Raw genomic sequence first — 22,541 nt, forward strand, 5'->3', positions numbered from 1 at the left:
CGGATCCGGCGGGGGCCTTCGTCGTCGTCCGGCGCCCTCAGAGCGAGACGGCCACCCGGTCGAGGTTCAGGTAGTTGCCGCTGCTCGATGCGTTGCTGATCGTCACCGCGTTCGACCCGGTGCCGAGCGGGACGGACACGGTGACGGTGGCCCAGGTCGACCACGACGAGGTCGCCGGGAAGGTCACCGTGACAGGTGCGCCACCGCCGACGCTGACGGTCCGGGTCGCGGTGCCGGCCGCCGCGGCGTACCGCAGCGTGAGCGTGTGCGACCCCGCGGCCGCGACGTTGACGTGGGCGGTCGCCGCGGTGCCCACGGCGTTCCACCCGGCGAGGTAGCCGCGGCCGGTGAACCCGGCGTTCGACGACTCGCTCCCGATGCCCGGGTGGTCGATGTTCTCGGCCTGGTACACCCCGTCGCCCTGCACCACGGCCGTGGAGCCGTCGGGCGTGGCCTGCTGCAGCACCGCGACGGTCGCGGACGCGGCGAGGGACTGCTGCGGCGTCGTGCCGATCGACGGTGTGGGCGCCGTCCAGTCGGGCCCACCGATCCCCTCGGGCGAGACGTGCGCGGCCGCCTGCGACGCGTTCGCGGTCAGGACCGACTCGTACTGCGTCTGTCCGGCGTCGTCGATCAGGTCACGGATGTCCCGGGTCAGGATCGCCTTGAAGCCCTGGGTGTCGCTCGAGCCCTCGTTCACGAAGGTGCCGGCGACGGTGAGGTTCGCGATCGCCCAGTCGACCGAGCGGGTGGCGGCGGTGAGGTACTGCTGGTCGTTCGTGACCAGGTACATCTGCAGCGCGGCCCCGGCGTACTGCCCCTGGTTGTAGGTCCAGTCGTAGTCGGTGAACTGCCCGGTGCCGCTGACGTGGTCGCGGATGTGCCCGTTCCGGTCGAAGTCGGTCTGCAGCCAGGCGAAGAGGCGTTCGGCCGTGTCCCGGTAGGTCGTGTCCCCGGTCGCCGCGTAGAGCCGGAGCGCGGTCTGAACGGCGGTGCCGTTCGTCGCCACGTTCTTCTCGTTCTTGCTGCCGTCGCCGACGTCGACGTTCTTCCACCAGATGCCGCCGCCGTACGTGGTGTCCTCGTACTGTGCGATGAAGCCGAAGACCTCCTCGGACTCGTCGAGGAACCGCTGCTCCCCGGTGAGCTCGTAGGCGCGGACCGCGCCGCGCGCCCACCAGCCCATGTCGTCGTTCCAGTCGTTCTGCCGGAAGTCCGGGTAGGCGGCCTGCCAGCCGTCGAAGACGTCGTCGATCATCTGTCGGCTCGCGGCGTCGTGGGTGCGCTCGAAGCGGTCCATCACCGCCTCCCAGTTCTGGGCCTCCCACCAGTAGTCGGTGTACAGCCCGCCCTGCGGGCCGACCGCGTGCTCCTGGTGGACCTGGCGGTCGCTGTAGGTGGTGAAGTACTTCGCGTCCGCGTCCCAGTAGGTGGCGACGAACGCGTCGTACGCGTCGGTCGCCTGCGTGGTGGTCAGGGCGGAGGCTCGGCCAGGGTCGGCCGCGACGCCCACGCCGGTGAGCGTGGCCGTCGCGACGGCACCGGCCACGAGCAGGCCGACGAGTCTGTGCTGCATGGGATCTCCTTCGATCCGAGGTCCGATCCGCCCTGCCGCGTGCAGGCGTAAAAAGTATACTTGAACTACTTCTTGCGTGGATTGGGGTAATCCATATAGTTGGAGCAGTACCAGTGAATGTCAAGGGAGCAACGTGGCTCAGATGCATGCAGACCTCGTGGGCAGGGTCGCCCAGCAGGTCGAGGACCGGATGGGGTCAGCAGTCGGCGCGGTGTTCGCGAACTGCTTCGCCAACACCCTGTCGACGACGATGACGGCGATGCCGGACGGGACGACCTTCATGGTCACCGGCGACATCCCGGCGATGTGGCTCCGCGACTCGACCGCGCAGCTCACCCCGTACCTGCACTTCGTCGCCGAGGACCAGGCGCTGGCCGACACCGTGGCGTCCGTGTCGCGGCGGCAGCTCGAGTACGTCCTCATCGACCCCTACGCCAACGCCTTCAACCGCGCCCCTGACGGTGCCGGGCACGCCGACGACGCCACGACGATGGATCCCTGGGTCTGGGAGCGCAAGTACGAGATCGACTCGCTCTGCTACCCGATCCGTCTGGCGTACGACCTCTGGGAACGCACCGGACGCACGGACCACCTCGACCGGTTCGCCGAGGTCGCGGGTGCGGCCATCGCGCTGTGGACCGTCGAGCAGGACCACGAAACGGGCTCGTCGTACCGGTTCGAGCGACCCGACCCGCTGCTGCCGAGCGACACGCTCGTCCGCCAGGGGCGCGGCCCGCGCACCGTGCGGACCGGTCTGACCTGGAGCGCGTTCCGGCCGAGCGACGACGCGACGACGCTGGGCTTCAACATCCCGGGGAACGCCTTCGCCGTCACCGAGCTGCGACACGTCGCCGAGCTCGCCACGGCGGTGCTGGACGACGCGGACCTGGCACGACGGGCAACGGCCCTCGCCGACGAGATCGACCACGCCATACGGACGCACGGTGTCCTCGACCACCCCGACCACGGCACGGTCCTGGCCTACGAGGTCGACGGTGCCGGCGCCTCCCTGCTCATGGACGACGCGAACGTGCCGAGCCTGCTGTCCCTGCCGTTCCTCGGCTGGTGCGACCCGGACGACGCCCTCTACCGTCGGACCCGCGCCGCCGTGCTCTCGCCCACGAACCCGTCCTGGTTCAGCGGGGCGGCCGGCAGCGGCATCGGCAGCCCGCACACCCCCGGGCGCAACGTCTGGCCGATCGCCCTCGCCGTCCAGGGGCTCACCGCCACCGACCCGGACGAGCGGGCACTCCTGCTGCGCCAGCTCTGCGCCACGCACGCGGGGACCGAGCTCATGCACGAGTCCTTCGACGTCGACGACCCCACCACGTACACCCGCCCCTGGTTCTCCTGGGCGAACGCGATGTTCTGCGAGTTCGTGCTCGACCTCGCCGGGCTGCGCGCCGCACCCGTGCGCGTGCCGGTCTCGGGACGGGGCACGCGGTGAGCGTCGTCACGACCCCCGAGGAGCAGGCCGTCGTCGCGGGCGAAGCCGACGATGCCCTCGACGCCACGCCCCCGAGACGGCGGCGGACCGAGCGGGGGAGCGGTGTCAGCGCGACCCGGAAGCAGCAGACCCGGGCAGCGTGGGTGTTCCTCGCGCTGCCGGGTGCACTGTTCCTGCTCTTCACGGCGCTCCCGGTCGTCATCGCCGCCGTCGTCAGCCTGAGCGACTACGCCGTCATCGGCCCGCTCACCTGGACCGGGTTCGACAACTACGTCGACATCGCCTCCGACCCGTTCTTCTGGATCGCGCTCCGCAACACCGTGCTCTACACGGTGCTGTACGTGCCGCTCGGCCTCGTCATCGCGATGGCCACCGCGCTGCTGCTGAACCGCAGCGCCCGCAGCGCACGCGTCTTCCGCACGCTGTTCTACATCCCGGTCGTCTCGTCCACCGTCGCGACCGCGACCATCTGGTACTGGGTGCTCGACCCGCAGCACGGTCTGCTCAACGAGGCGCTCAGCTGGTTCGGCATCAACGGACCGGCCTGGCTGTACGACTCGCACTGGGCCATGACCGCCATCGTCATGATGAGCGTCTGGGCCGGCTTCGGCGGGAACATGATGATCTTCCTCGGCGGGCTGCAGGGCGTCTCGCCGGACCTCCGCGAGGCGGCGCGGCTCGACGGTGCGAACGCGTGGCAGGTCTTCCGGTACGTGGTGGTGCCGAGCGTCCGCCGCACCACGTTCCTCGTGTCGACGCTGCTCATCATCAACGCCTTCCAGGTGTTCGACCAGGCGTACGTGCTCACCAAGGGCGGTCCGGGCAACTCCACCGTCACGATCGTCTACTACATCTACGACCGCGGGTTCGGGTCGCTGCAGATGGGCTACGCGTCCGCGCTCTCGTTCATCCTGTTCGTGATCATCCTCGCGTTCTCCCTCGTCAACGCCCGCCTCACGAACCGGGACACCGACCGATGACCACGACAGCCACCCGCCCCGCCTCCGGAGCCGCCACCGAGCGGGACCGCGACCAGCTGCGCCGCCGTGCCGCGGCCGTGAAGCGCACGAAGACCATCGCCTGGTGGGTCGCCGTCTGTCTCGTCAGCGTCATCACGGTCGCACCGCTCGTCTGGACGCTCGCGACCTCGCTCAAACCCGCGGGTGAGATCCTGGCGAGTTCGCTGTCCCTGATCCCGGCGAACCCGACCATCGACAACTACGTGCAGGCGGTGACGACCGTCCCGTACGGCCGCTACTTCGTCAACTCGCTCGTCCTCGGGGTCGGCGGTGCCGTGGCGAACCTGTTCTTCGGCTCGCTCGCCGGGTACGCGCTCGCCAAGCTCCGGTTCGCGGGGCGTCAGGCCGTGTTCGTCACGTTCCTGTCGTCGCTCATGGTGCCGAGCATCGTGACGATGATCCCGACGTTCCTCATCCTCCGACACTTCCCGCTGCTCGGCGGGAACGACGTCGGCGGCAACGGCGGCCTCGGCCTCATCAACACCTACTGGGCCGTCATCGTCCCCGGTGCAGCCGGCGCGTTCGCGGTCTTCTTCATGAAGCAGTTCTTCGAGTCGCTGCCCGACGAGCTCGGCGAGGCCGCCCGCATCGACGGTGCGGGGGAGTTCCGCATCTTCGCCGTCATCTACTTCCCGCTCACGAAGGCCGGGCTCGCCGTGCTCGGCCTGCTCAGCTTCCAGGCCGGCTGGAACAACTTCCTCTGGCCGCTCATCGTCCTCAACGACCCGAAGATGATGACCGTCCAGGTCGGCCTCGCCGGGTTCGTCAACGACCACACCACGAACTACGGCCCGCTCATGGCCGGGACCATCATCACGATGCTCCCAGTCCTGCTCGTGTTCGTCCTCGCGCAGCGCTGGATCATCGAGGGCATCGCGCACGCCGGCACCAAGTAGGTCATCCCGTCCTCCCCGGGGATGCCGGTCCTGCCGGTCCCCGCACATCAGAAAGGCCACGACAATGACGTCACGACGCATCATCGCCGCAGCCGCTGCGCTCGCCGCCGCTGCACTCGTCCTCACCGGGTGTTCCTCCGGGTCGTCCGGCGCCACCGGCGCCGGCGGCCGCCAGGAGGTGACCATGTGGGGTTCCTGGTCCGGTGACCAGGTCAGCCAGATCAACACCATGACCAGCGCCTTCAACGAGGCGCAGACGAAGTACACGGTCAAGTACGTCCCGCAGGAACTCGTCGAGCAGAAGCTGCTCACCGCGATCGCCGGGGGGAAGGTCCCGGACCTCGTGCTCTGGGACCGCTACCAGACCTCGCTCTACGCGCCGAAGGGGGCACTGCAGGCCATCGACGACCGGGTCGAGGAGGACCACGTCGACACGAAGGAGTTCTACCCGCAGGCGCTCTCCGAGATGCGTGTCGACGGCAAGCTCTACGGACTGCCGCTCCTCGTCGACAACCGGTCGCTCGTCTACAACGAGGACCTGTTCGCGAAGGCGGGGCTCACGCCGCCGACGACGTGGGACGAACTGAAGACCGACGCGAAGCAGCTGACCGTCGCGAAGGGCGGCAAGCTGCAGCAGTCCGGGTTCATGCTGAACGACCCTGGGCTGTTCTCGATGTGGCTCCAGCAGGCCGGTGGGCGACTCCTGACGAAGGACGGCACGGCGACGGCGTTCGACAGCCCGCAGGGCGTCGAGGTGCTCGACTTCTGGAAGAGCCTGATGGACGACGGCGTCTACACGAACGGGTTCGGGGACAGCAACGACGTCTTCGCGGCCGGCCAGGCGGCGATGAAGTACGACGGCCCGTGGGACGTGCCGAACCTGGAGAAGGCGGACGGGCTCAAGTGGGGCGTGACCGAGCCGGTCGCCGGTCCCGGTGGTGACAAGGGCGCCGTGATGGGCGGCTTCGGACTCGCGATCCCGACCGGTGCGCAGCAGGCCGACGGCGCATGGGCGTTCGAGAAGTGGTGGGCCACGAAGGCCGAGAACGGGGTGGACTTCGCCAAGGTCTCCGGGTGGATCCCCGCCAACCGGTCGTCGGCGAACGACCCGTTCTTCACCGACGACCCGCGCTACGCCGGGTTCGTGAAGACGCTCGACTACGCGTCGGTCCGCCCGGCCGTGCCCGGGTACAGCGACGTCGAGGGCAAGGCCCTCACCCCGGCGCTCGAAAAGTTCATGTCCGGCCAGCTGACGGCGGAGCAGGCACTCGCCCAGGCCGCGAAGCAGGGCGACCGCATCCTCCAGGAGAACCGCAAGTGACCGACACCATGACCGGCGTCTGGGCCGACCGCGCCGACCGCATCCAGGACAGCATCGAGCAGCTCTGGGGGGCGCCCTGGCCGCAGTACCTCCACAACGCCTGGCCGGTGGAGGACGCCGACGACGGCACCTTCAACTACTGGTGGTTGGCCCACCTCATCGACGTCCGCCTCGACGCATACGAGCGCAGTGGCGACCCGGTCCGGCTCGAGCAGGCCAGGAGCGTGCACCGGAACATCGTCGAACGGAACGGCGGATCGCTGTTCAACGACTACTTCGACGACATGCTGTGGTTCGCCCTCGCGACCCTGCGCCTGCACGGTGCGACCGGGGACCCGAGGTACCTCGAGGACGTCGTCGCCCTGTTCGACCACGTGGTCGAGCACGGGTGGAACGACCACGGCGGGACCAGCCTGGCGTGGCGCAGGCAGCAGCTCGCGTACAAGAACACGCCGGCCAACGGACCGCTCGTCATCCTCGGTGCACGCCTGCACCGCCTCACGGACGACGACCGGTTCGCCCGGTACGCGGACACCGCGTTCGACTGGCTGACCGAGCACCTCGTCGACCCGCGCGACGGGTTCGTCGAGGACGGCGTCAACCGCGAGGGGGACGGGCGGGTGGACACGCAGTGGCGGTTCACCTACAACCAGGGCCTGTACGTCGGGGCCGCCGTCGAGCTCGCCGACCATCGACCGGACGAGGACCTGGTGGCGGTCGCGGTCCGCACGGCGCGCACGGCGGTGACCGAGCTGTCCGACGGCGTCGTCTTCCGCCAGGAGGGCGACGGCGGCGACGAGGGACTGTTCAAGGGCGTGTACTACCGCTACCTCGGGCTCCTCCTCGAGCGGCTGCCGGACGGGGACCCCGACCGCGTCGCCCTGACGGCGTTCGTCCGTGCCGGGACCGACGCGCTCTGGGGGACGTTCCCGGAGGAGCTCGACCGGCCGGCCGCGAACGACTGGACCACGGCCTCCGTGGGTCCGGTGCCGTTCTCCACGCAGCTCAGCGCCGCGATGGCGACCGAGCTGCGCGCCCGGCTCGACCGGTAGGCGGCGGAGCCGTCGACGCGCCGGGCACCAGCTGCGCAGGCACGAGGATCTTCCGGGAGCCGCTCTCGCCTCGTGCCTGTCGCAGCACCTGCGCCACGGCCTGACGGCCCACCCCCGGCTGGTCCTGCGCGATGTGCGTGAACCGGAACAGCCGCCGGTCGAAGGTCGCGTCGGGATGGTCGAAGCACACGATGGAGACGTCGTCCGGCACCCGCTTGCCGACCCGCTCCAGGGCGTCGCGGAGGAGCAGGGCGATGTTGTACTCGCCGGCGACGAACGCGGTGGCCTCCGGGTGCGCCTCGATGAACGCCGTCAGCCGGGCGACGTCGTCATCCGGGCTGTCCGTGGCACCGGGGAGCGTCGACTCGACGTCGTGGAAGGCCAGCCGGTCGTCGAGGGCCTTGTCGTGGCGGGCGTGCGCGCCAACCCATCCGCGCCGGCGGTCGTCGTTCGAGGTGACACGGCTGTCGGAGGTCACGAGTGCGACCGTGCGGTGGCCGAGGCCGAACAGGTGCTCGGTGGCCGCGGCCCCCGCGGCGATGTTGTCCGTCGAGATGTCCGAGACGGGGATGCCCTCGTACCGCCGGTCGAGGATCACCACGGGGAACCCCTCCGGCAGCAGTTCGAGCACGGCGGGCGGGATGAACTCCGAGCTGCTCGGCAGCACGACGAGCCCCCGGACGCGACCCGCGAGCGCGCGGATGGCGGTGTCCTCGGCGTCGTGGTCGCCGTGGGTGCGCTTGACGACGACGTCGGTCTCCGTGCCGGCCTCGTCGAGCATCCCCTCGAGCACCCGGGTGCCGAACGTGTCGTCGAAGTTCGTCAGGACGACCCCGATCTCCGAGCGTGCGGTCGGCTGCCGGCCCGTGGTGGGTTCCGCGCTCACGACGGTGGTGCCGACGCGTGGTCGCCGCGCGACGTAGCCGTCCTCCCGGAGCATGTCGAGCGCACGTCGGAGCGTGATCGCGCTGATGTCGTAGTGCGCGAGCAGGTCGGCCTCGGACGGCAGACGCTGCCCGACGGGGAACTCACCGCTCGTGATGCGGGACCGGAGGTCCTCGAACGTGGTCTGGTACAGCATCGCCGCTCCTCAATCCGTCTATTCAGAATACGGCAAGAGCAGAAGCGATGGCTCGACCTCGGTCGACGGTCACGCGGAGAGGGTGACGCTGCGCACGACGAAGCGCGGGACCTCCACGGCGAGCGTCGCGCGGCAGGTCGTGTACGTCGCGGCGGTCCGCACCCGCTCGAGGTCGACGCGCACGCGGCGTCCGTCGGTGTCGAGGTCGACGGACCAGTCGGTGCCGTCCATCGTCGGCTCGGACACCGACAGCGGCCGGAACGCGTCGATCCGGTCGTCCCCGGTCTCGGCGACGGCGGCCGCGACCGCTGCCTGTTCGACGTGCGTGTGCGTCGACCGACCACGGAACCCGAGGGGGGCGACGCGGCCGCGCAGGTACTGCTCGGCGATGACGACGGGGTCGTGCTCGTCGACGCGGCCGTGGTTCAGCCCGTGCGGGAACACCATCGTCGTCGCTGCGAACCGGTCGCCGCCGAGGTGGGAGCACTCCCACGTCTCGTCGGGGTAGGCGGCAGCGAGCCGCTCCACGACCGAGCGACCACGGACCGCGCAGCACTCGTCGTGACGGCCGTGGGCGCACACGGCGAACACGGGTCGGTCGGACAGCTCGCCCGTGCTGCCGTCGAGCGGGAGCGTCAGGAGCGCCTCGGGACCGTCGACCTCGCCCCAGCGCACCGTCGGCTGGTCGGCGTCGGCGTCGACCACGGCCCACCGCCAGCGTCCGGCACCGCGGAGCCGCCCGGTCCGGCGGATCGCGAGGATGCGCATGCCGGCACGCTGGGCACGCCGCGCCAGGGCGGTGCCGATCTCGGGCGGGAGCGCCGGCGACTGCGTCCAGACGTCCCAGCCCCAGGCGCTCGCGACCTCGACGAGCAGCCAGCGCCGCCCCGGGGAGGCGGTGGCCACGAGGTCCTCGTCGCTCGCCCGGGACCGCACGCTGCACGCCGGACCGCCCCGGGAGCGGGGCGGTCCGAGCGCAGGGCCCGTTCGGCGCCACTCGGTCACGGGACGGGTACCAGGACGCCTTCCCGGAGGAGCCGACGGACCACGACGACGGCGTCGTCCTCGTCGAGCGCGGGGAGTGCCCCGACGGCGAACGTCCCGCCGCCGTGCAGCGCCCGGACCGCCGCGAGTGCCACGGCAGGCAGCCGGACCGTCTTCGTCGGGAGCACGATGACGACCTGGTCGCCTTCTTCCCGCACGGCGGCGTGCAGTTCGTCGCGCCAGCGCACCTGGACGGCCCCGGTCAGGGCCGCGGCGACCTCGACCGTGTGCAGCGGGCGGACCGGCTTCGGACGGGTCGACCGGCGGAACCGGGACCCGACCCGCACCGCGACCTCGTCCACGGCGGAGCCGTCGGCTGCACCCTGGAGGGAGGCGATGAGGTCCTCCGCCGCGGCACGGACGTCGTCGGCGATCTGTGCCGGGTCGGCGAGGTCGATGCCGAGCGGCAACGAGGCACGCAGCCGGTCCGACCGGAGCGCACGACCGATGAGGTCCCGCGCCAGGTCGGCCCGGGTGACGGCCGGCATGCCGATCGTCAGGTGGATCGTGGTGCCGACCAGTGCCGTCGCCGAGTGCAGCCACCCGCGCGGCAGGTACAGGGCGTCGCCGGGGGAGAGCACGGTGTCGATGGCGGGTTCCCCGGTGGCGCGAGCGGCCACCGCGTCACGTCGGTCGCCCCACGGCTCGTCGGCGAAGGGCAGCTCGTGGACGGGTTCGTGGATGACCCAGCGCTTCTGGCCCGCGATCTGCAGCACGAACACGTCGTGCACGTCGTAGTGGGGGTCGAAGCCGCGGGACGACGCCGGGGTGATGTAGGCGTTGACCTGGGCGGGGTGTCCGAGCTCGGCGACGAGCCGGCGGGTGAACTCCTGCAGCGGCGGCCAGGTGCGGTGCAGCCCCTGGAGCACGATCGTCGACCCGGCGGCGAACTCGGCCAGCACCTTCTCGGAGCTGACCTGGTCACCGACCTCGGCACCGTAGCCGCCCGGCGCGGTGAAGGCACCGGGCGACAGGACCGAGCCCTCCTTCGCCATCCTGATGAACGGCGTGCGGAGCCCCCGGACCGAGAGCAGCTCGTCGGCGGCCTCGGTGGAGAAGAGGTCGTCGAACGTGGTGCCGAGGTCAGCGGCACTGCTCAGCAGCGCGCGCTTGCCCCAGTGGTCCGCGGCGAACTCCGCGACGGAGACGGCGATGCACCGGTCGAGGGCGCTCACCGTCTCCGTCGTGTCGGGTCCTCGACTCACGCGGAGCCGTCCGCGCCGCCGTCGTGGCCGTTCGGGTTGGCGCCGCCGTCTGCGGGGCCTTCGCCGGCGTCCGCGGAGCCGTCCGCGCCGCCGTCGTGGCCGTTCGGGTTCGCGCCGCCGTCAGCGGGGCCTTCGCCGGCGTTCTGGGTGTCCGTCGTGATGTCGTCGTCGTTGATGCTCATGGAGCTCCCTCTCGTCAGTCGGCCGGAGTGCCGTCTGAGCCCGAGAGTAGGACGTCCGGCTGGCGACGGTCCAGGATTGGTCAGGTGAACGACGAGCGACCACCCCACCACCGCTGGGGACTCATCGGCCTGGTCGCACTCGGCGGTGCGCTCGGCACCGGCGTCCGCGCGGTGCTCGCGGACCTCCTGCCGGCTGTCGACGGGGTGAGCTGGACCATCCTCGGCATCAACGTGGTCGGGGCGTTCTGCCTCGGGCTGCTGCTCGACGTCCTGGCGCGTCGTGGGCCGGACGTCGGGCGACGACGCACCGTCCGGCTGTTCGTCGGCACGGGTGTCCTCGGGGGCTTCACGACCTACAGCACGCTCGCCGACGACACCGCACGGCTGCTCGACTCGGGTCGGTGGGCCGTGGGGAGCGGGTACGCGCTGCTCTCCGTGCTGCTCGGGCTCGCCGCGGTCGTCGCGGGGCTCTGGACGGCCGGACGCGTGCGCGGGCAGGAGCGCGCACGGTGACCCCGCTCGAACTGCTGCTCGTCGCCGTCGGGGGCGGTGTCGGTGCGGCGCTGCGCTTCGTGCTGGACGGCACCGTGAAGGCGCGTGTCGCCGGGTTCCCGCTCGGCACGATGGTCATCAACGTCTCCGGGTCGTTCGTCCTCGGCCTGCTGACGGGGCTCGGCGAGGCGGGGACCCTGCCGCTCCCGGCGGTCGCGGTCCTCGGCACGGGCATGATGGGTGGGTACACGACGTTCTCGACGGCGAGCGTCGAGACCGTGCAGCTCCTCCGATCCGGCAAGACCCGGCTCGCCGTCCTGAACGGCCTCGGGATGCTCGTCGTCTCGGTCGGCGCAGCCGCGCTCGGCCTCTGGATCGGAAGGAACCCATGACCTCGGAACGCCCCGGCGAACTCGTCCTCGTCCGCCACGGCGAGACGGAGTGGTCCAAGAGCGGCCAGCACACCGGCCGCACGGACATCCCGCTCACCGACAACGGCATCGAACAGGCGGAACGGGCCGGCCGGTACCTCGCCGACCGCGAGTTCGCGCTCGCGCTGTCCAGCCCCCTGCAGCGCGCCCGGGCCACGGCGGCGCTCATCGGTGTCGACCCCGAGCTCGACGACGACCTGTACGAGTGGGACTACGGCGCGTACGAGGGGCTGACCACGCCGCAGATCAAGGTGCAGCGCCACGGGCCGTGGGACCTCTGGACCGACGGTGTCCCGGCGGGTGCCACGCCGGGGGAGAACGCCGCGGAGGTCCGAGTGCGGGCGGAACGCGTCCTGAACCGCGCCCGGCCGTTCCTCGCCGAGGGGCACGACGCCGTGTTCGTCGCGCACGGGCACGTCCTGCGTGCGATCGGCGCCGCGTGGATCCGCCTCGCCCCGCAGGACGGCGCGGTGCTGAAGCTCGGCACGGCCTCGGTCAGCATCCTCGGCTACGAGCACGGCCGCCCGGTCATCGACACCTGGAACCTGCAGCCGCGCTAGTCGTCCGCCCCGAGCACCATCGCCATCCCGAGGCTCGGGGCGACGTCGTCGAACCCGAGCGACCGGTACAGCCGCTGCCCGGGGGGATCGCCGACGAGCGACAGGTAGGCGCCCTCCGGTGCCCGGGCGCGGACGTCGGCGATCAGCCACTCGACGACCCGGCGCCCGAGTCCCCGCCGCTGGTGGTCCGGGTCGGTGGCGACGTCCACCACGTGGAAGTACCAGCCGCCGTCGCCGATCACACGACCCATCGCGACCGGCACGCCGTCGGCGTCGACCACGTGGCACGCCGTCCAGCTGCCGGTGACCGCGGCGGCACCCTGGTCGGCGCGCACCGGTGTCAGCCCGGAGTCGCGGCGGAGGCGGAGGTAGTGGGCCAGCGGCGGCGGGCCCTCGACGAGCCGCATGGTGTTCGTGTCCATGACGCGATCCTGCCCGAGACCGCCGGTCAGACGGAACCGCCGAACAGACGGAACCGCCGGTCAGACGGTGCGGATCGTGCTCGTGGCCCCGAGCGCTCGCCCACGCCGCCGCTCGATGCCCCGTCCGACGACGAGCAGGGCGACGCTGACCAGGGCGCCGAGGGTCGTCTGCGCGATCCGGTCGAGCGCCAGCAGCTCCGGCGCCTCGGGCAGGCTCAGCCACGAGACCGCGAGCGCGAGCGGCGTGAGGAACAGCAGGCTCACGGCGTAGTGCCGCGCCACGAAGACCTCGGCGAAGAACTGCCCGACGACCGCGATCACGACGATCCACCACAGGCCCGGTTCGAGCAGCAGGATGCCGACCGCGATGACCGTGCCGCCCGCCGTGCCGACCAGGCGCTGGACCGCGCGCACGACCGTGTGGCGCTGTCGCAGGGCCGGCAGGATCGACACCACCGCGATGACCGCCCAGTACGGGTGCCCGAGTCCGGGGATCGTCTCGGCGACCGACCCGGCGACGAGTGCTCCGACGACGTTGAGCGCGACGGTCTCCCAGAGCGCGGCGGTCCGGAGCACCGACAGGTCGCGGTGCTTCCGGTCGCCGAGCGGGCGGAAGGCGTGCGGGGCGCGCGGATGGCCGACCCGACGCACCACGGCGCCGGACATCGCGACGAGCCAGGCCCACGTGACGGACCCCAGGATGATCGTCGTCACGAGGGGCAGGTCCGACGGCCGGAGCGGCACGAGCGCCGAGACCACGAACGCGAACACCGGGAAGATCGGCTGCGCCGGGATCGCCCGCAGCGCGCTGAGCGTGCCGACCGCGACGACGAGCACGACGACGAGCCCGACCGCCTGTAGCCACAGCGGCGACCCGACGAGCGCGACCCCGATGCCTGCGAACATGCACAGCGTCTGCAGCGCCCCGGCGACCCCGGTGGTGACGGCCCGCTGCCGGTAGGGCTCGGTCTGCCCGAACACCGCGGTGAACCCGGCGAACATCGCGAAGGCCGCGTAGTCCGGCATGCCCAGGGCGATGAGCAGCGCGAGCGGTGCCCCACCGGCGATCGCGGCGCGCGTCGCGCCCTCGAGGTTGACGGTGCGGGACGAGTGCGGCGGCTTCTGCATGACCCGGCCATCCTCTCACCGCGACACGTGTCGCCGAACGGAGGGCGAGCCTCCCGGCCGTGCCGAACCGGCCACGCGGCGGGGTGGGAGCGTTGGTATACCAGTGGTAGCATCGCTGCACCGCGCCGCGACAGCGGGGTGGACGGACACGAACCGAAGGGTCGAGAGCATGGGCAGGACGCTCGCCGAGAAGGTGTGGGACGACCACGTCGTCGTCAAGGGCGAGGACGGCAACCCCGACCTCCTCTACATCGACCTCCACCTCGTGCACGAGGTGACGAGTCCCCAGGCCTTCGACGGGCTGCGGCAGGCCGGTCGCCCGGTGCGTCGTCTCGACCTGACGATCGCGACCGAGGACCACAACACGCCGACGCTCGCCATCGACCGCCCCATCGCGGACCCGACGAGCCGCATCCAGATCGAGACGCTCCGTCGCAACTGCGAGGAGTTCGGCGTCCGCCTGCACTCGCTGGGCGACAAGGAGCAGGGCATCGTCCACGTGGTCGGCCCGCAGCTCGGCCTGACCATGCCGGGCATCACCGTCGTCTGCGGTGACTCGCACACCTCGACCCACGGGGCGTTCGGCGCCATGGCGTTCGGCATCGGCACGAGCGAGGTCGAGCACGTCCTGGCGACACAGACCCTGCCGTTGAAGCCCTTCAAGACGATGGCCGTCACGGTCGAGGGCACGCTCCGGACCGGCGTCACCGCGAAGGACATCATCCTCGCCGTGATCGCGCAGATCGGGACCGGCGGTGGGCAGGGCTACGTGCTCGAGTACCGCGGCTCGGCGATCCGGGCGCTTTCCATGGAGGGCCGCATGACGATCTGCAACATGTCGATCGAGGCGGGCGCCCGCGCCGGCATGGTCGCACCCGACCAGACCACCTACGACTACGTCCAGGGCCGCGACCACGCCCCGACCGGCGCCGACTGGGACGAGGCCGTCGCGTACTGGGACACCCTCGCCACCGACGACGACGCTGTCTTCGACGCCGAGGTGTTCATCGACGCCGACACGCTGGAGCCCTTCGTCACCTGGGGCACCAACCCCGGGCAGGGCGTCTCGCTGTCGCAGTCCGTGCCCGACCCGGCCAGCTACGCCGACCCGAACGACCGCGCTGCGGCGTCCCGGGCGCTGGAGTACATGGACATCGCCGCGGGCACCCCGATGAAGGACATCGCCGTCGACGCGGTCTTCATGGGGTCCTGCACCAACTCCCGCATCGAGGACCTCCGGGCCTTCGCCTCCGTGATCAAGGGCCGCGAGAAGGCACCGGGCGTGCGCGTCATGGTCGTGCCGGGGTCCGCCCGCGTCCGGCTCGAGGCCGAGGCCGAGGGGCTCGACAAGGTCTTCACCGACTTCGGCGCCGAGTGGCGCTTCGCCGGGTGCTCGATGTGCCTCGGCATGAACCCGGACCAGCTGGCGCCGGGGGAGCGCTGCGCGAGCACCTCGAACCGCAACTTCGAGGGACGCCAGGGCAAGGGCGGCCGCACGCACCTCGTGTCACCGCTCGTCGCCGCCGCGACCGCGGTGCGCGGGACGCTGTCGAGCCCCTGGGACCTGACGAACGAGCACGAGTCCGCACTCGAAGGAGCCGTCTGATGGACGCCATCACCACCGTCACCGGGATCGCCGCACCGCTGAAGCGGTCGAACGTCGACACCGACCAGATCATCCCGGCCGTGTACCTGAAGCGCGTCACGAAGACGGGCTTCGAGGACGCGCTGTTCTCCGGGTGGCGCCAGGACCCCGAGTTCGTCCTGAACCAGGAGCGGTACCAGGGCGCGAAGGTCCTGGTCGCCGGGCCCGACTTCGGCACCGGGTCGTCCCGCGAGCACGCCGTGTGGGCCCTCCGCGACTTCGGGTTCTCCGTGGTGGTCTCGCCCCGCTTCGCCGACATCTTCAAGGGCAACGCCGGCAAGCAGGGCCTGGTCACCGCGATGGTCACCGAGCCCGACGTCGAGCGGCTCTGGGCCGAGATCGAGGCCCACCCGGGGATCGAGGCCACGGTCGACCTCGTGACGCAGCGCGTGTCGCTGGGCGATGTGGACGTGGCTTTCGAGATCGACGCTTACACTCGTTGGCGGTTGATGGAAGGGCTCGACGACATCGGGCTCACCCTCCGTGACGAGACCTCGATCACGGAGTTCGAATCCCGCCGTGGAAACTGGCGGCCGAAAACATTGCCGGTGAAGTAGTGAACTCTCTCGTACAGGACGCAGCAGCAGCAGGAGCCCGCGTGGGACTCAAGTCGGACGAGATCGTCATCCGCGGTGGCAAGCCGCTGGTCGGGCGCATCGAAGTCCGCGGGGCCAAGAACCTCGCGACCAAGGCCATGGTGGCCTCCCTGCTCGGCGACACTCCGTCGATCCTCAAGGACGTCCCGGACATCTCCGACGTCAAGGTCGTCCGGGCGCTGCTCGAGGTGCACGGTGTGCGCATCACGGACCCTGCACGAGGCGAGCTCATCCTCGACCCGTCGAACGTCGAGTCGGCCCACTTCGCCGAGATCGACGCCCACGCCGGCTCGAGCCGCATCCCGATCCTGTTCTGCGGCCCGCTGCTGCACAAGCTCGGTGAGGCCTTCATCCCCGACCTCGGCGGCTGCCGCATCGGCGACCGTCCGATCGACTTCCACCTCGACGCCCTCCGGGCCATGGGCGCGGTTGTCGACAAGCAGATCTCCGGCATCCACATCACGGCGCCGAACGGCCTCAAGGGCGCGGACATCGAGCTGCCCTACCCGAGCGTCGGTGCGACCGAGCAGGTCCTGCTCTCCGCCACGCTCGCCGACGGCACCACCGAGCTCCGCAACGCCGCGATCGAGCCCGAGATCATGGACCTCATCGCGATCCTGCAGAAGATGGGCGCGATCATCACGGTCGAGCCGAACCGCACGATCTTCATCGAGGGCGTGAAGTCGCTCCGCGGCTACACCCACCGGGCGATCAACGACCGCAACGAGGCAGCCAGCTGGGCGTCCGCCGCGCTCGCGACCAACGGCGACATCTTCGTCGAGGGCGCGAAGCAGCAGGAGCTCATGACGTTCCTCAACGTCTTCCGCAAGGTCGGCGGCGGGTTCGACATCCAGGAGGACGGCATCCGGTTCTACCGGGAGCTCGAGGTCCTGAAGCCCGTCGTCATCGAGACCGACGTGCACCCCGGCTTCATGACCGACTGGCAGCAGCCGCTCGTCGTGGCGCTGACCCAGGCCGAGGGCCGCAGCGTCGTGCACGAGACCGTCTACGAGAACCGCTTCGGCTTCACCGACGCCCTCAACGAGATGGGTGCCGACATCGTCGTGCACAAGGAGGGGCTGCCCGGGCACGACCGCCGCGTCGCCCGCCGTCCGTTCGAGCAGGCCGCCGTCATCACCGGCCCGACCAAGCTGCACGGCGCGAACGTCCGCGTCCCCGACCTCCGTGGTGGCTTCAGCCACCTCATCGCGGCGCTGACCGCCGAGGGTGAGTCGCACATCACGAACGTCGGCATCATCAGCCGCGGGTACGAGCACTTCATCCCGAAGCTGCGCAAGCTCGGGGCGGACTTCGACTTCGCCGGCTGAGATGACGCACGACGACGCCGCCGCGCACGGCGCCGGTCGCGACCGCAGCAGCGGGCGTGACGGCGTCGACCGCCCCGACGACGCCCGCGCGCTCGACACCGTCACCACCGGCCTGCCCAACCCGGGCAGGCGGTGGAAGCGGGGCGAGCGCAACACCGCCTTCCGCATCACCTCGGTCTTCGTGATCCCGCTGTTCCGCTGGGTGTCGGCGTACCGCTGGCACGGGCCGAACCGCCTGCCCGAGCACGGGGCGTTCGTCCTCGCGCCGAACCACTACACGAACATCGACCCGCTGGTCGTCGGCACCGCGGTCTGGGTCAGTCGACGCCTGCCGCGGTTCCTCGCCAAGGCGTCGATCTTCCGCGTGCCGCTGGTCGGGCGTCTCATGACCGGCATGGGCCAGATCCCGGTGGAGCGGTCGGGGCGCACGCGCCTCAACGACCCGCTCGGCGGCGGCCGCAGCCTGGTCGAACAGGGCGGCGCGGTGATCGTCTACCCGGAGGGCACGCTCACCCGTGACCCCGACCTGTGGCCGATGCGCGGCAAGACCGGTGCCGCCAGGATCGCGCTCGAGAACGACGTGCCGCTCATCCCGATGGCCCACTGGGGCACGCAGCGGATCATGCCGCGGTACTCCAAGCGGCTGCACCTGTTCCGCCAGGCGCACGTGGACGTCATCGTCGGGAAGCCCATGGACCTGTCGGCGTACCGCGGCAAGCCCCTCGACCAGCAGCTGCTGGCCGAGGTGACGGCGGAGCTGATGGCGCAGATCACCGCGCTCGTCGAACAGCTCCGCGGCGAGCAGGCCCCCGCCAAGCGCTGGGACCCGAGCGCGAACAACCAGAAGGAGACCGGCAAGTTTGAGTGACGCAGCCGACCGGACCACCGCGCCCGGCCTCCGCCCGCACGACGACCACCCGGACCCCTCCGTCGCCGCTCGCGGCGCCGTCGACACCGCGGCCATCCGCGTCGTCATGCAGTCCACCGACAAGCCGCGCGTCGCCGTCATCGGTGCCGGCAGCTGGGGCACCACCTTCGCGAAGGTCCTCGCGGAGGGCGGCGCGGAGACGGTCCTCTGGGCCCGCCGTCCGGAGATCGCCCGCGAGATCACCGAGACCAAGCGCAACTCGGAGTACCTGCCCGGCATCAACCTGCCCCGCACCCTGACCGCGAACACCTCGCTGGCCCGGGTGCTCGAGGGCGTCGAGCAGGTCTACGTCTCGGTGCCGTCGCAGACCCTGCGGTCCAACCTCGACGCGATCCGCGAACTGCTGCCAGCCGGCGTGCCCGTCGTCAGCCTGATGAAGGGCGTCGAGAAGGGCACGGGCCTGCGGATGAGCGAGGTCCTGCTGCAGGGCCTCGGCATCGACCAGGACCGCATCGCCGTCGCGAGCGGCCCGAACCTGGCGCTCGAGATCGCCCGGCGTCAGCCGACCGCTGCCGTCATCTCGTCCTCGAGCATCGACACCGCGACCGCCGTCGCCGCCGTCGCGACGAACCCGTACTTCCGGTCGTTCATCAACACCGACGTCATCGGCACCGAGTTCGGCGGGGTGCTCAAGAACCTCATCGCCGTCGCGATCGGCATCGTGGACGGCGTCGGCTACGGCGAGAACACCAAGGCGTCGATCATCACGCGCGGCCTCGCCGAGATGACCGACTTCGCGGTGTCGCTCGGTGCGCAGCCGTCGACGCTGTCCGGGCTCGCGGGCCTCGGCGACCTCATCGCCACGTGCCAGTCGCCGCTCTCGCGCAACAACACCGCCGGCCGGCTGCTCGGCCAGGGGTACCGCTTCGACGAGGTCGTCCGGCAGATGAACCAGACCGCCGAGGGGCTCGCGTCCGTCGCGCCGATCCTCGCCCTCGCCGCGGCGAACGGCGTCGACATGCCCATCGTGGGCCAGGTGGCCGAGGTCCTCGCCGGTAGGCTCGATCCGCGCAACATCGCACCGCACCTCACCGAGACCGACGAGCCCCAGGGCGAGTGACCGGTCCGGCCACTCTGCAACCAGGAGCGTCCATGACCAGCACCACCACCGTCGTCGTCCTGTTCGGCGGCCGCTCCAGCGAGCACGAGATCAGCTGCGTCACCGCCGGCGGCATCATGGACGCCGTCGACCGGACCGCGTACGACATCGTCCCCGTCGGCATCACGAAGGACGGCGACTTCACGCTCCAGCCGGACGACCCGTCGGCGTGGGCACTCCGTGGCCAGCACCTGCCGGTGGTGCCGGACAACGGCACGCGTGTGCGGTTCCCGAGCGCGGCCGAACCCCGCGAGCTCACGGTCGAACACCCGGACGGCTCCGTCACCACCGTCGCGGTCGACATCGTCTTCCCGATCCTGCACGGCCCGTTCGGCGAGGACGGCACCATCCAGGGCATGCTCGAGATCGCCGGGCTGCCCTACGTCGGGGACGGCGTGCTCGCCAGCGCCCTGGCCATGGACAAGCACGTCGCCAAGGCGGTCCTCGAGCACGCCGGCCTGCGGGTCGCACCGTGGTCGACGGTGCTGCGCCGCGAGTGGGACGCGGACCGGCTCGGGACCGCCGAGAGCATCGCCATCCACGGCTGGCCACTGTTCGTCAAGCCCGCTCGGGCCGGCTCGAGCATGGGCGTCTCGCGCGTCGACGAGCCGTCCGAGCTCGGCGCCGCGATGGACCTGGCCTTCGAGCACGACAGCAAGGTCATCGTCGAGCCGCGGGTCCTCGGCCGCGAGGTCGAGGTCGCCGTGCTCGAGGGCCGCGACGGCGTTCCGCGCACCAGCCTGCCGGGCGAGATCGTCGTCGCCGAGGACGGCTTCTACGACTTCGCCGCCAAGTACCTCGGTGGCGACGAGCAGCTCCTCTGCCCGGCGCCCCTGACCGAGGACGAGACGGATGCGATCCGCTCCATCGGCGCCCGCGCGTTCGAGGCCATCGGCGGCTCGGGTCTGGCCCGGGTCGACTGCTTCCTCACCGACGACGGCTTCGTCGTGAACGAGGTCAACACCATGCCCGGCTTCACCCCGTTCTCGATGTACCCGCGGTGCTGGGCGGCCACCGGGGTGTCCTACCCGGAGCTCGTCGCCGAGCTCATCGAGCTGGGTCGCGCCGCGATCCGCTGACGTGCCGGTGCGTCGTCCCGCGCGTGTTGAGTCGTTCCGCGCGTAGCAGGTCGTTTCGCGCGTAGTGAGTCCTTCCGCACGCGGGCAGTCGTCCCGCGTGGTGCGTCGTCCCGCGCGGAGGAGGTCGACTCGCGCGTGGTGGGTCATTTCGCGCGTAGGTCGTCGGAAGTCCTGACCTCCAACGCGCGATCCGACTCGCCGCCGGGGCGTCAGCAGGTGGGAACGCGCGTTCCACCGGACGGGAGGCTCGGTGCCGGACGTGCGCCGAGCCTCCCGTCCGGCGGTTGGTCGCCACGCACCGCGCTGTCCGCCGAGTGGTCACCCGCCGTCGCCTGCGGCGCCGTCAGGCGACGGGTCTCGACCGCTCGGCACCCGTGAGCGGGGTGTCGTGACCGGTCAGCCCTGCACCTGGGACGGGTCGAGGCACTCGTGGCCGTCCTTCGGCAGCGAGTCGACCGCGTTGCCGATGTCCTGCAGCACGGACGACGTCGCCTTCGACGTGTCGATGACGACCTGCACGGCCGGGTCGCGCCCGAACGTCGTGTAGACGACCTGCTTGCCGCGGTCGTCGCGGATCCAGTCGACGGAGCCCTGCGAGAAGCACGGCAGGTCGGACACCGTCGGGACGGCCACGCCGCAGCGGTAGACCGCGGCCGAGGGGTCACCCCAAGCGGCAGTCGACTGCGCGGTCGTGTTGCGGAGCGCGTACTTCGTGTCGACCGTCTCCGGGAGCCGGACCTGCGCGTTCGCGCACGCCGCGGCGTTCGCCGACGGGGCAGCGGTCATCGGGACGGCGTTCGTACAGCCGGTGAGCACACCTGCAACGGCCACGAGCAGCGCGAGACCGGCGGTGATCCGGGTGGTGCGGCGCGCGGTGTCCATCGCCGACCAGGCTACCGTTCTCGTGTGGACGAGACGGACGAGTCGAGCGGACCCGTGGACCCCTGGACCGGACCGACCGTGGGGGAGCTGGGCGAGCTCGTCGTGCTCGACCGGGTGACGTCGCGGCTGCCGACGGGCTCGCCGCTGGTGGGCCCGGGGGACGACTGCGCCGTGGTGGCCGCGCCGGACGGACGCTTCGTCGTCACGACGGACCTCATGGTGCACGGGCCGGACTTCCGGTGGGCGTGGTCCTCGCCCGAGGACGTCGGCTGGAAGGCCGCCGCCACCAACCTCTCCGACGTCGCGGCGATGGGCGCCGTGCCGTCCGGGCTCGTCGTCGCGCTGGCTGCGCCGCAGGACACCCCCGTCGCGGTGCTCGAGGGCATCGCGGACGGCTTCCGACTGGCCGTCGCGGCACTGGTGCCCGGGTGCGGCGTCGTCGGCGGGGACCTGTCGACCTCGTCGGCGTTCACGGTCGCGGTGACGGCGTTCGGCGACCTCGAGGGCCGGTCTCCGGTGCTCCGGTCGGGCGCGCGGGTCGGCGACGTCCTGGCGGTGTCCGGCGAGCTCGGGGCCGCGGCGCGAGGACTCGGGCGCCTGTTCCGCGACGGCGTCGACGCGCACGGGGAACCCTCGACCGCTGCTGTGCGGGCGTCCGGGCTGGACACCGACCCCGACGTCGCACGGCAGCGTCGCCCGGTGCCGCCGATCGCCGACGGCCCCGCTGCCGGGGTCGCCGGTGCCACGGCGATGCTGGACCTGTCCGACGGACTCGCGATCGACGCCGGGAGGCTCGCACGGGCCAGCGGGGTGACGCTCGAGCTCGACGCCGGTGCCGGTGCCGGTGTCGTCTTGGACGAGATCGCGCTGCACGGGGGCGAGGACCACGGCCTGCTCGCGACCTTCCCCGCGGACGTCGAGCTGCCCGGTGGGTTCCGTCGTGTCGGCGTCGTCGTCCCGCGTGGCGATGCTGACCTGGTGCGCGCGGGGGAGCCTGTGCCGACGACGGGGTGGGACCCCTACGCGGACTGGGACGGCGTCGCGGGCTGAGGGTGGCGCGTGCTGTCGTTCCGAGTCGGGCATCGTGAGCGCTGGCGAGCGTGCGACACCGTCGAGGTCGTACGACAG

23 protein-coding genes are annotated in these 22,541 nt (G+C 71.3%); 15 read left to right on the forward strand and 8 right to left on the reverse strand.

What is annotated here, in order from left to right:
- Positions 1-37: 37 nt before the first annotated feature.
- A complete protein-coding gene (locus ITJ54_RS00120; protein WP_194625357.1) occupies positions 38-1,576 on the reverse strand; it encodes a glycoside hydrolase family 76 protein in 1,539 nt (512 codons plus the stop codon).
- Positions 1,577-1,718: 142 nt separating this feature from the next.
- Between ITJ54_RS00120 and ITJ54_RS00125 the strand changes: the two genes are divergently transcribed.
- From ITJ54_RS00125 to ITJ54_RS00145, 5 genes are all read left to right on the forward strand, one after another.
- On the forward strand, positions 1,719-3,023 hold the full coding sequence (locus tag ITJ54_RS00125; protein WP_194626154.1) for a glycoside hydrolase family 125 protein: 1,305 nt from the start codon (positions 1,719-1,721) through the stop codon (positions 3,021-3,023).
- Positions 3,020-4,003, forward strand: coding sequence for a carbohydrate ABC transporter permease (locus tag ITJ54_RS17730; RefSeq protein WP_194625358.1), 984 nt, complete (start codon positions 3,020-3,022; stop codon positions 4,001-4,003). The genes ITJ54_RS00125 and ITJ54_RS17730 overlap by 4 nt, the downstream gene beginning before the upstream one ends.
- Entirely contained in the window at positions 4,000-4,938 is a 939-nt protein-coding gene (locus ITJ54_RS00135) for a carbohydrate ABC transporter permease (protein WP_194625359.1), read from the forward strand. Before ITJ54_RS17730 ends, ITJ54_RS00135 begins: the two co-directional genes overlap by 4 nt.
- A gap of 64 nt (positions 4,939-5,002) precedes the next feature.
- The gene (locus tag ITJ54_RS00140; protein ID WP_194625360.1) at positions 5,003-6,259 is read left to right on the forward strand and encodes an ABC transporter substrate-binding protein; all 1,257 of its coding nucleotides are present in this window, start codon (positions 5,003-5,005) and stop codon (positions 6,257-6,259) included.
- Positions 6,256-7,311 (forward strand): glycoside hydrolase family 76 protein, encoded by a 1,056-nt coding sequence (locus ITJ54_RS00145; protein WP_194625361.1) that lies wholly within the window; start codon positions 6,256-6,258, stop codon positions 7,309-7,311. The genes ITJ54_RS00140 and ITJ54_RS00145 overlap by 4 nt, the downstream gene beginning before the upstream one ends.
- On the opposite strand, the gene ITJ54_RS00150 is transcribed toward ITJ54_RS00145, so the two are convergent.
- The 4 genes from ITJ54_RS00150 to ITJ54_RS00165 form a co-directional block, all read right to left on the reverse strand.
- Complete coding sequence (locus tag ITJ54_RS00150) at positions 7,265-8,392, reverse strand: GntR family transcriptional regulator (RefSeq protein ID WP_194625362.1); 1,128 nt, start codon at positions 8,390-8,392, stop codon at positions 7,265-7,267. The genes ITJ54_RS00145 and ITJ54_RS00150 overlap by 47 nt on opposite strands.
- Before the next feature lie 69 nt (positions 8,393-8,461).
- Positions 8,462-9,298 carry a sucrase ferredoxin gene (locus ITJ54_RS00155; protein ID WP_194625363.1) on the reverse strand — a complete coding sequence of 279 codons (837 nt, stop codon included), beginning with the start codon at positions 9,296-9,298 and terminating at the stop codon, positions 8,462-8,464.
- A gap of 95 nt (positions 9,299-9,393) precedes the next feature.
- On the reverse strand, positions 9,394-10,611 hold the full coding sequence (locus tag ITJ54_RS00160) for a cupin domain-containing protein (RefSeq protein ID WP_194625364.1): 1,218 nt from the start codon (positions 10,609-10,611) through the stop codon (positions 9,394-9,396).
- A 26-nt stretch (positions 10,612-10,637) separates the two neighbouring features.
- Positions 10,638-10,823 carry a hypothetical protein gene (locus ITJ54_RS00165; protein WP_194625365.1) on the reverse strand — a complete coding sequence of 62 codons (186 nt, stop codon included), beginning with the start codon at positions 10,821-10,823 and terminating at the stop codon, positions 10,638-10,640.
- Between the two features lie 84 nt (positions 10,824-10,907).
- Here ITJ54_RS00165 and ITJ54_RS00170 point away from each other — a divergent pair, with 84 nt between their 5' ends.
- Genes ITJ54_RS00170 through ITJ54_RS00180 form a run of 3 tightly spaced genes read left to right on the forward strand, consistent with a single transcriptional unit; the run spans position 10,908 to position 12,306 of the window.
- Complete coding sequence (locus tag ITJ54_RS00170) at positions 10,908-11,336, forward strand: fluoride efflux transporter FluC (protein ID WP_194625366.1); 429 nt, start codon at positions 10,908-10,910, stop codon at positions 11,334-11,336.
- Entirely contained in the window at positions 11,333-11,707 is a 375-nt protein-coding gene (crcB, locus tag ITJ54_RS00175; RefSeq protein WP_194625367.1) for a fluoride efflux transporter CrcB, read from the forward strand. Before ITJ54_RS00170 ends, crcB begins: the two co-directional genes overlap by 4 nt.
- On the forward strand, positions 11,704-12,306 hold the full coding sequence (locus tag ITJ54_RS00180; RefSeq protein WP_194625368.1) for a histidine phosphatase family protein: 603 nt from the start codon (positions 11,704-11,706) through the stop codon (positions 12,304-12,306). Before crcB ends, ITJ54_RS00180 begins: the two co-directional genes overlap by 4 nt.
- Here ITJ54_RS00180 and ITJ54_RS00185 read toward each other — a convergent pair.
- Both ITJ54_RS00185 and ITJ54_RS00190 read right to left on the reverse strand, forming a co-directional pair.
- A complete protein-coding gene (locus ITJ54_RS00185) occupies positions 12,303-12,728 on the reverse strand; it encodes a GNAT family N-acetyltransferase (RefSeq protein WP_194625369.1) in 426 nt (141 codons plus the stop codon). The two genes, ITJ54_RS00180 and ITJ54_RS00185, sit on opposite strands and share 4 nt — an antisense overlap.
- 60 nt (positions 12,729-12,788) lie before the next feature.
- Entirely contained in the window at positions 12,789-13,856 is a 1,068-nt protein-coding gene (locus ITJ54_RS00190) for an FUSC family protein (RefSeq protein WP_194625370.1), read from the reverse strand.
- Positions 13,857-14,025: 169 nt separating this feature from the next.
- Here ITJ54_RS00190 and leuC point away from each other — a divergent pair, with 169 nt between their 5' ends.
- The 6 genes from leuC to ITJ54_RS00220 are packed head-to-tail and all read left to right on the forward strand — an operon-like array spanning position 14,026 to position 20,531.
- The gene (leuC, locus tag ITJ54_RS00195) at positions 14,026-15,462 is read left to right on the forward strand and encodes a 3-isopropylmalate dehydratase large subunit (RefSeq protein ID WP_194625371.1); all 1,437 of its coding nucleotides are present in this window, start codon (positions 14,026-14,028) and stop codon (positions 15,460-15,462) included.
- Positions 15,462-16,058 carry a 3-isopropylmalate dehydratase small subunit gene (gene leuD, locus ITJ54_RS00200; RefSeq protein WP_071273025.1) on the forward strand — a complete coding sequence of 199 codons (597 nt, stop codon included), beginning with the start codon at positions 15,462-15,464 and terminating at the stop codon, positions 16,056-16,058. Before leuC ends, leuD begins: the two co-directional genes overlap by 1 nt.
- Positions 16,058-17,425, forward strand: a complete 1,368-nt coding sequence (murA, locus tag ITJ54_RS00205; protein ID WP_071273028.1) for a UDP-N-acetylglucosamine 1-carboxyvinyltransferase — start codon at positions 16,058-16,060, stop codon at positions 17,423-17,425. The genes leuD and murA overlap by 1 nt, the downstream gene beginning before the upstream one ends.
- Position 17,426: 1 nt before the next feature.
- Positions 17,427-18,293 carry a lysophospholipid acyltransferase family protein gene (locus ITJ54_RS00210; protein ID WP_194625372.1) on the forward strand — a complete coding sequence of 289 codons (867 nt, stop codon included), beginning with the start codon at positions 17,427-17,429 and terminating at the stop codon, positions 18,291-18,293.
- Positions 18,286-19,413 (forward strand): NAD(P)H-dependent glycerol-3-phosphate dehydrogenase, encoded by a 1,128-nt coding sequence (locus ITJ54_RS00215; protein WP_416354882.1) that lies wholly within the window; start codon positions 18,286-18,288, stop codon positions 19,411-19,413. Before ITJ54_RS00210 ends, ITJ54_RS00215 begins: the two co-directional genes overlap by 8 nt.
- A 32-nt stretch (positions 19,414-19,445) precedes the next feature.
- Positions 19,446-20,531: a D-alanine--D-alanine ligase family protein gene (locus ITJ54_RS00220; RefSeq protein WP_194625373.1), complete on the forward strand. Its 1,086-nt coding sequence runs from the start codon at positions 19,446-19,448 to the stop codon at positions 20,529-20,531.
- A 396-nt stretch (positions 20,532-20,927) separates the two neighbouring features.
- Here ITJ54_RS00220 and ITJ54_RS00225 read toward each other — a convergent pair whose 3' ends face one another.
- The gene (locus ITJ54_RS00225; RefSeq protein ID WP_194625374.1) at positions 20,928-21,413 is read right to left on the reverse strand and encodes a DUF3515 family protein; all 486 of its coding nucleotides are present in this window, start codon (positions 21,411-21,413) and stop codon (positions 20,928-20,930) included.
- Positions 21,414-21,437: 24 nt separating this feature from the next.
- Here ITJ54_RS00225 and thiL point away from each other — a divergent pair, with 24 nt between their 5' ends.
- Complete coding sequence (gene thiL / locus ITJ54_RS00230) at positions 21,438-22,463, forward strand: thiamine-phosphate kinase (protein ID WP_194625375.1); 1,026 nt, start codon at positions 21,438-21,440, stop codon at positions 22,461-22,463.
- The last annotated feature ends 78 nt before the right edge of the window (positions 22,464-22,541 follow it).

The sequence above is a fragment of the Curtobacterium sp. VKM Ac-2865 genome (assembly GCF_015350905.1).
In the GTDB taxonomy this organism is placed as follows: domain Bacteria; phylum Actinomycetota; class Actinomycetes; order Actinomycetales; family Microbacteriaceae; genus Curtobacterium.

Excerpts from the sequence above, each read along its gene's own strand:
- ITJ54_RS00180 (WP_194625368.1), top strand. The coding sequence starts at position 11,704 with ATGACCTCGGAACGCCCCGGCGAACTCGTCCTCGTCCGCCACGGCGAG.
- ITJ54_RS00185 (WP_194625369.1), bottom strand. The coding sequence starts at position 12,728 with ATGGACACGAACACCATGCGGCTCGTCGAGGGCCCGCCGCCGCTGGCC.
- ITJ54_RS00225 (WP_194625374.1), bottom strand. The coding sequence starts at position 21,413 with ATGGACACCGCGCGCCGCACCACCCGGATCACCGCCGGTCTCGCGCTG.
- ITJ54_RS00190 (WP_194625370.1), bottom strand. The coding sequence starts at position 13,856 with ATGCAGAAGCCGCCGCACTCGTCCCGCACCGTCAACCTCGAGGGCGCG.
- ITJ54_RS00220 (WP_194625373.1), top strand. The coding sequence starts at position 19,446 with ATGACCAGCACCACCACCGTCGTCGTCCTGTTCGGCGGCCGCTCCAGC.
- leuD (WP_071273025.1), top strand. The coding sequence starts at position 15,462 with ATGGACGCCATCACCACCGTCACCGGGATCGCCGCACCGCTGAAGCGG.
- ITJ54_RS00150 (WP_194625362.1), bottom strand. The coding sequence starts at position 8,392 with ATGCTGTACCAGACCACGTTCGAGGACCTCCGGTCCCGCATCACGAGC.
- ITJ54_RS00125 (WP_194626154.1), top strand. The coding sequence starts at position 1,719 with ATGCATGCAGACCTCGTGGGCAGGGTCGCCCAGCAGGTCGAGGACCGG.
- ITJ54_RS00120 (WP_194625357.1), bottom strand. The coding sequence starts at position 1,576 with ATGCAGCACAGACTCGTCGGCCTGCTCGTGGCCGGTGCCGTCGCGACG.
- ITJ54_RS00140 (WP_194625360.1), top strand. The coding sequence starts at position 5,003 with ATGACGTCACGACGCATCATCGCCGCAGCCGCTGCGCTCGCCGCCGCT.
- ITJ54_RS00165 (WP_194625365.1), bottom strand. The coding sequence starts at position 10,823 with ATGAGCATCAACGACGACGACATCACGACGGACACCCAGAACGCCGGC.
- ITJ54_RS00210 (WP_194625372.1), top strand. The coding sequence starts at position 17,427 with ATGACGCACGACGACGCCGCCGCGCACGGCGCCGGTCGCGACCGCAGC.
- leuC (WP_194625371.1), top strand. The coding sequence starts at position 14,026 with ATGGGCAGGACGCTCGCCGAGAAGGTGTGGGACGACCACGTCGTCGTC.
- ITJ54_RS00135 (WP_194625359.1), top strand. The coding sequence starts at position 4,000 with ATGACCACGACAGCCACCCGCCCCGCCTCCGGAGCCGCCACCGAGCGG.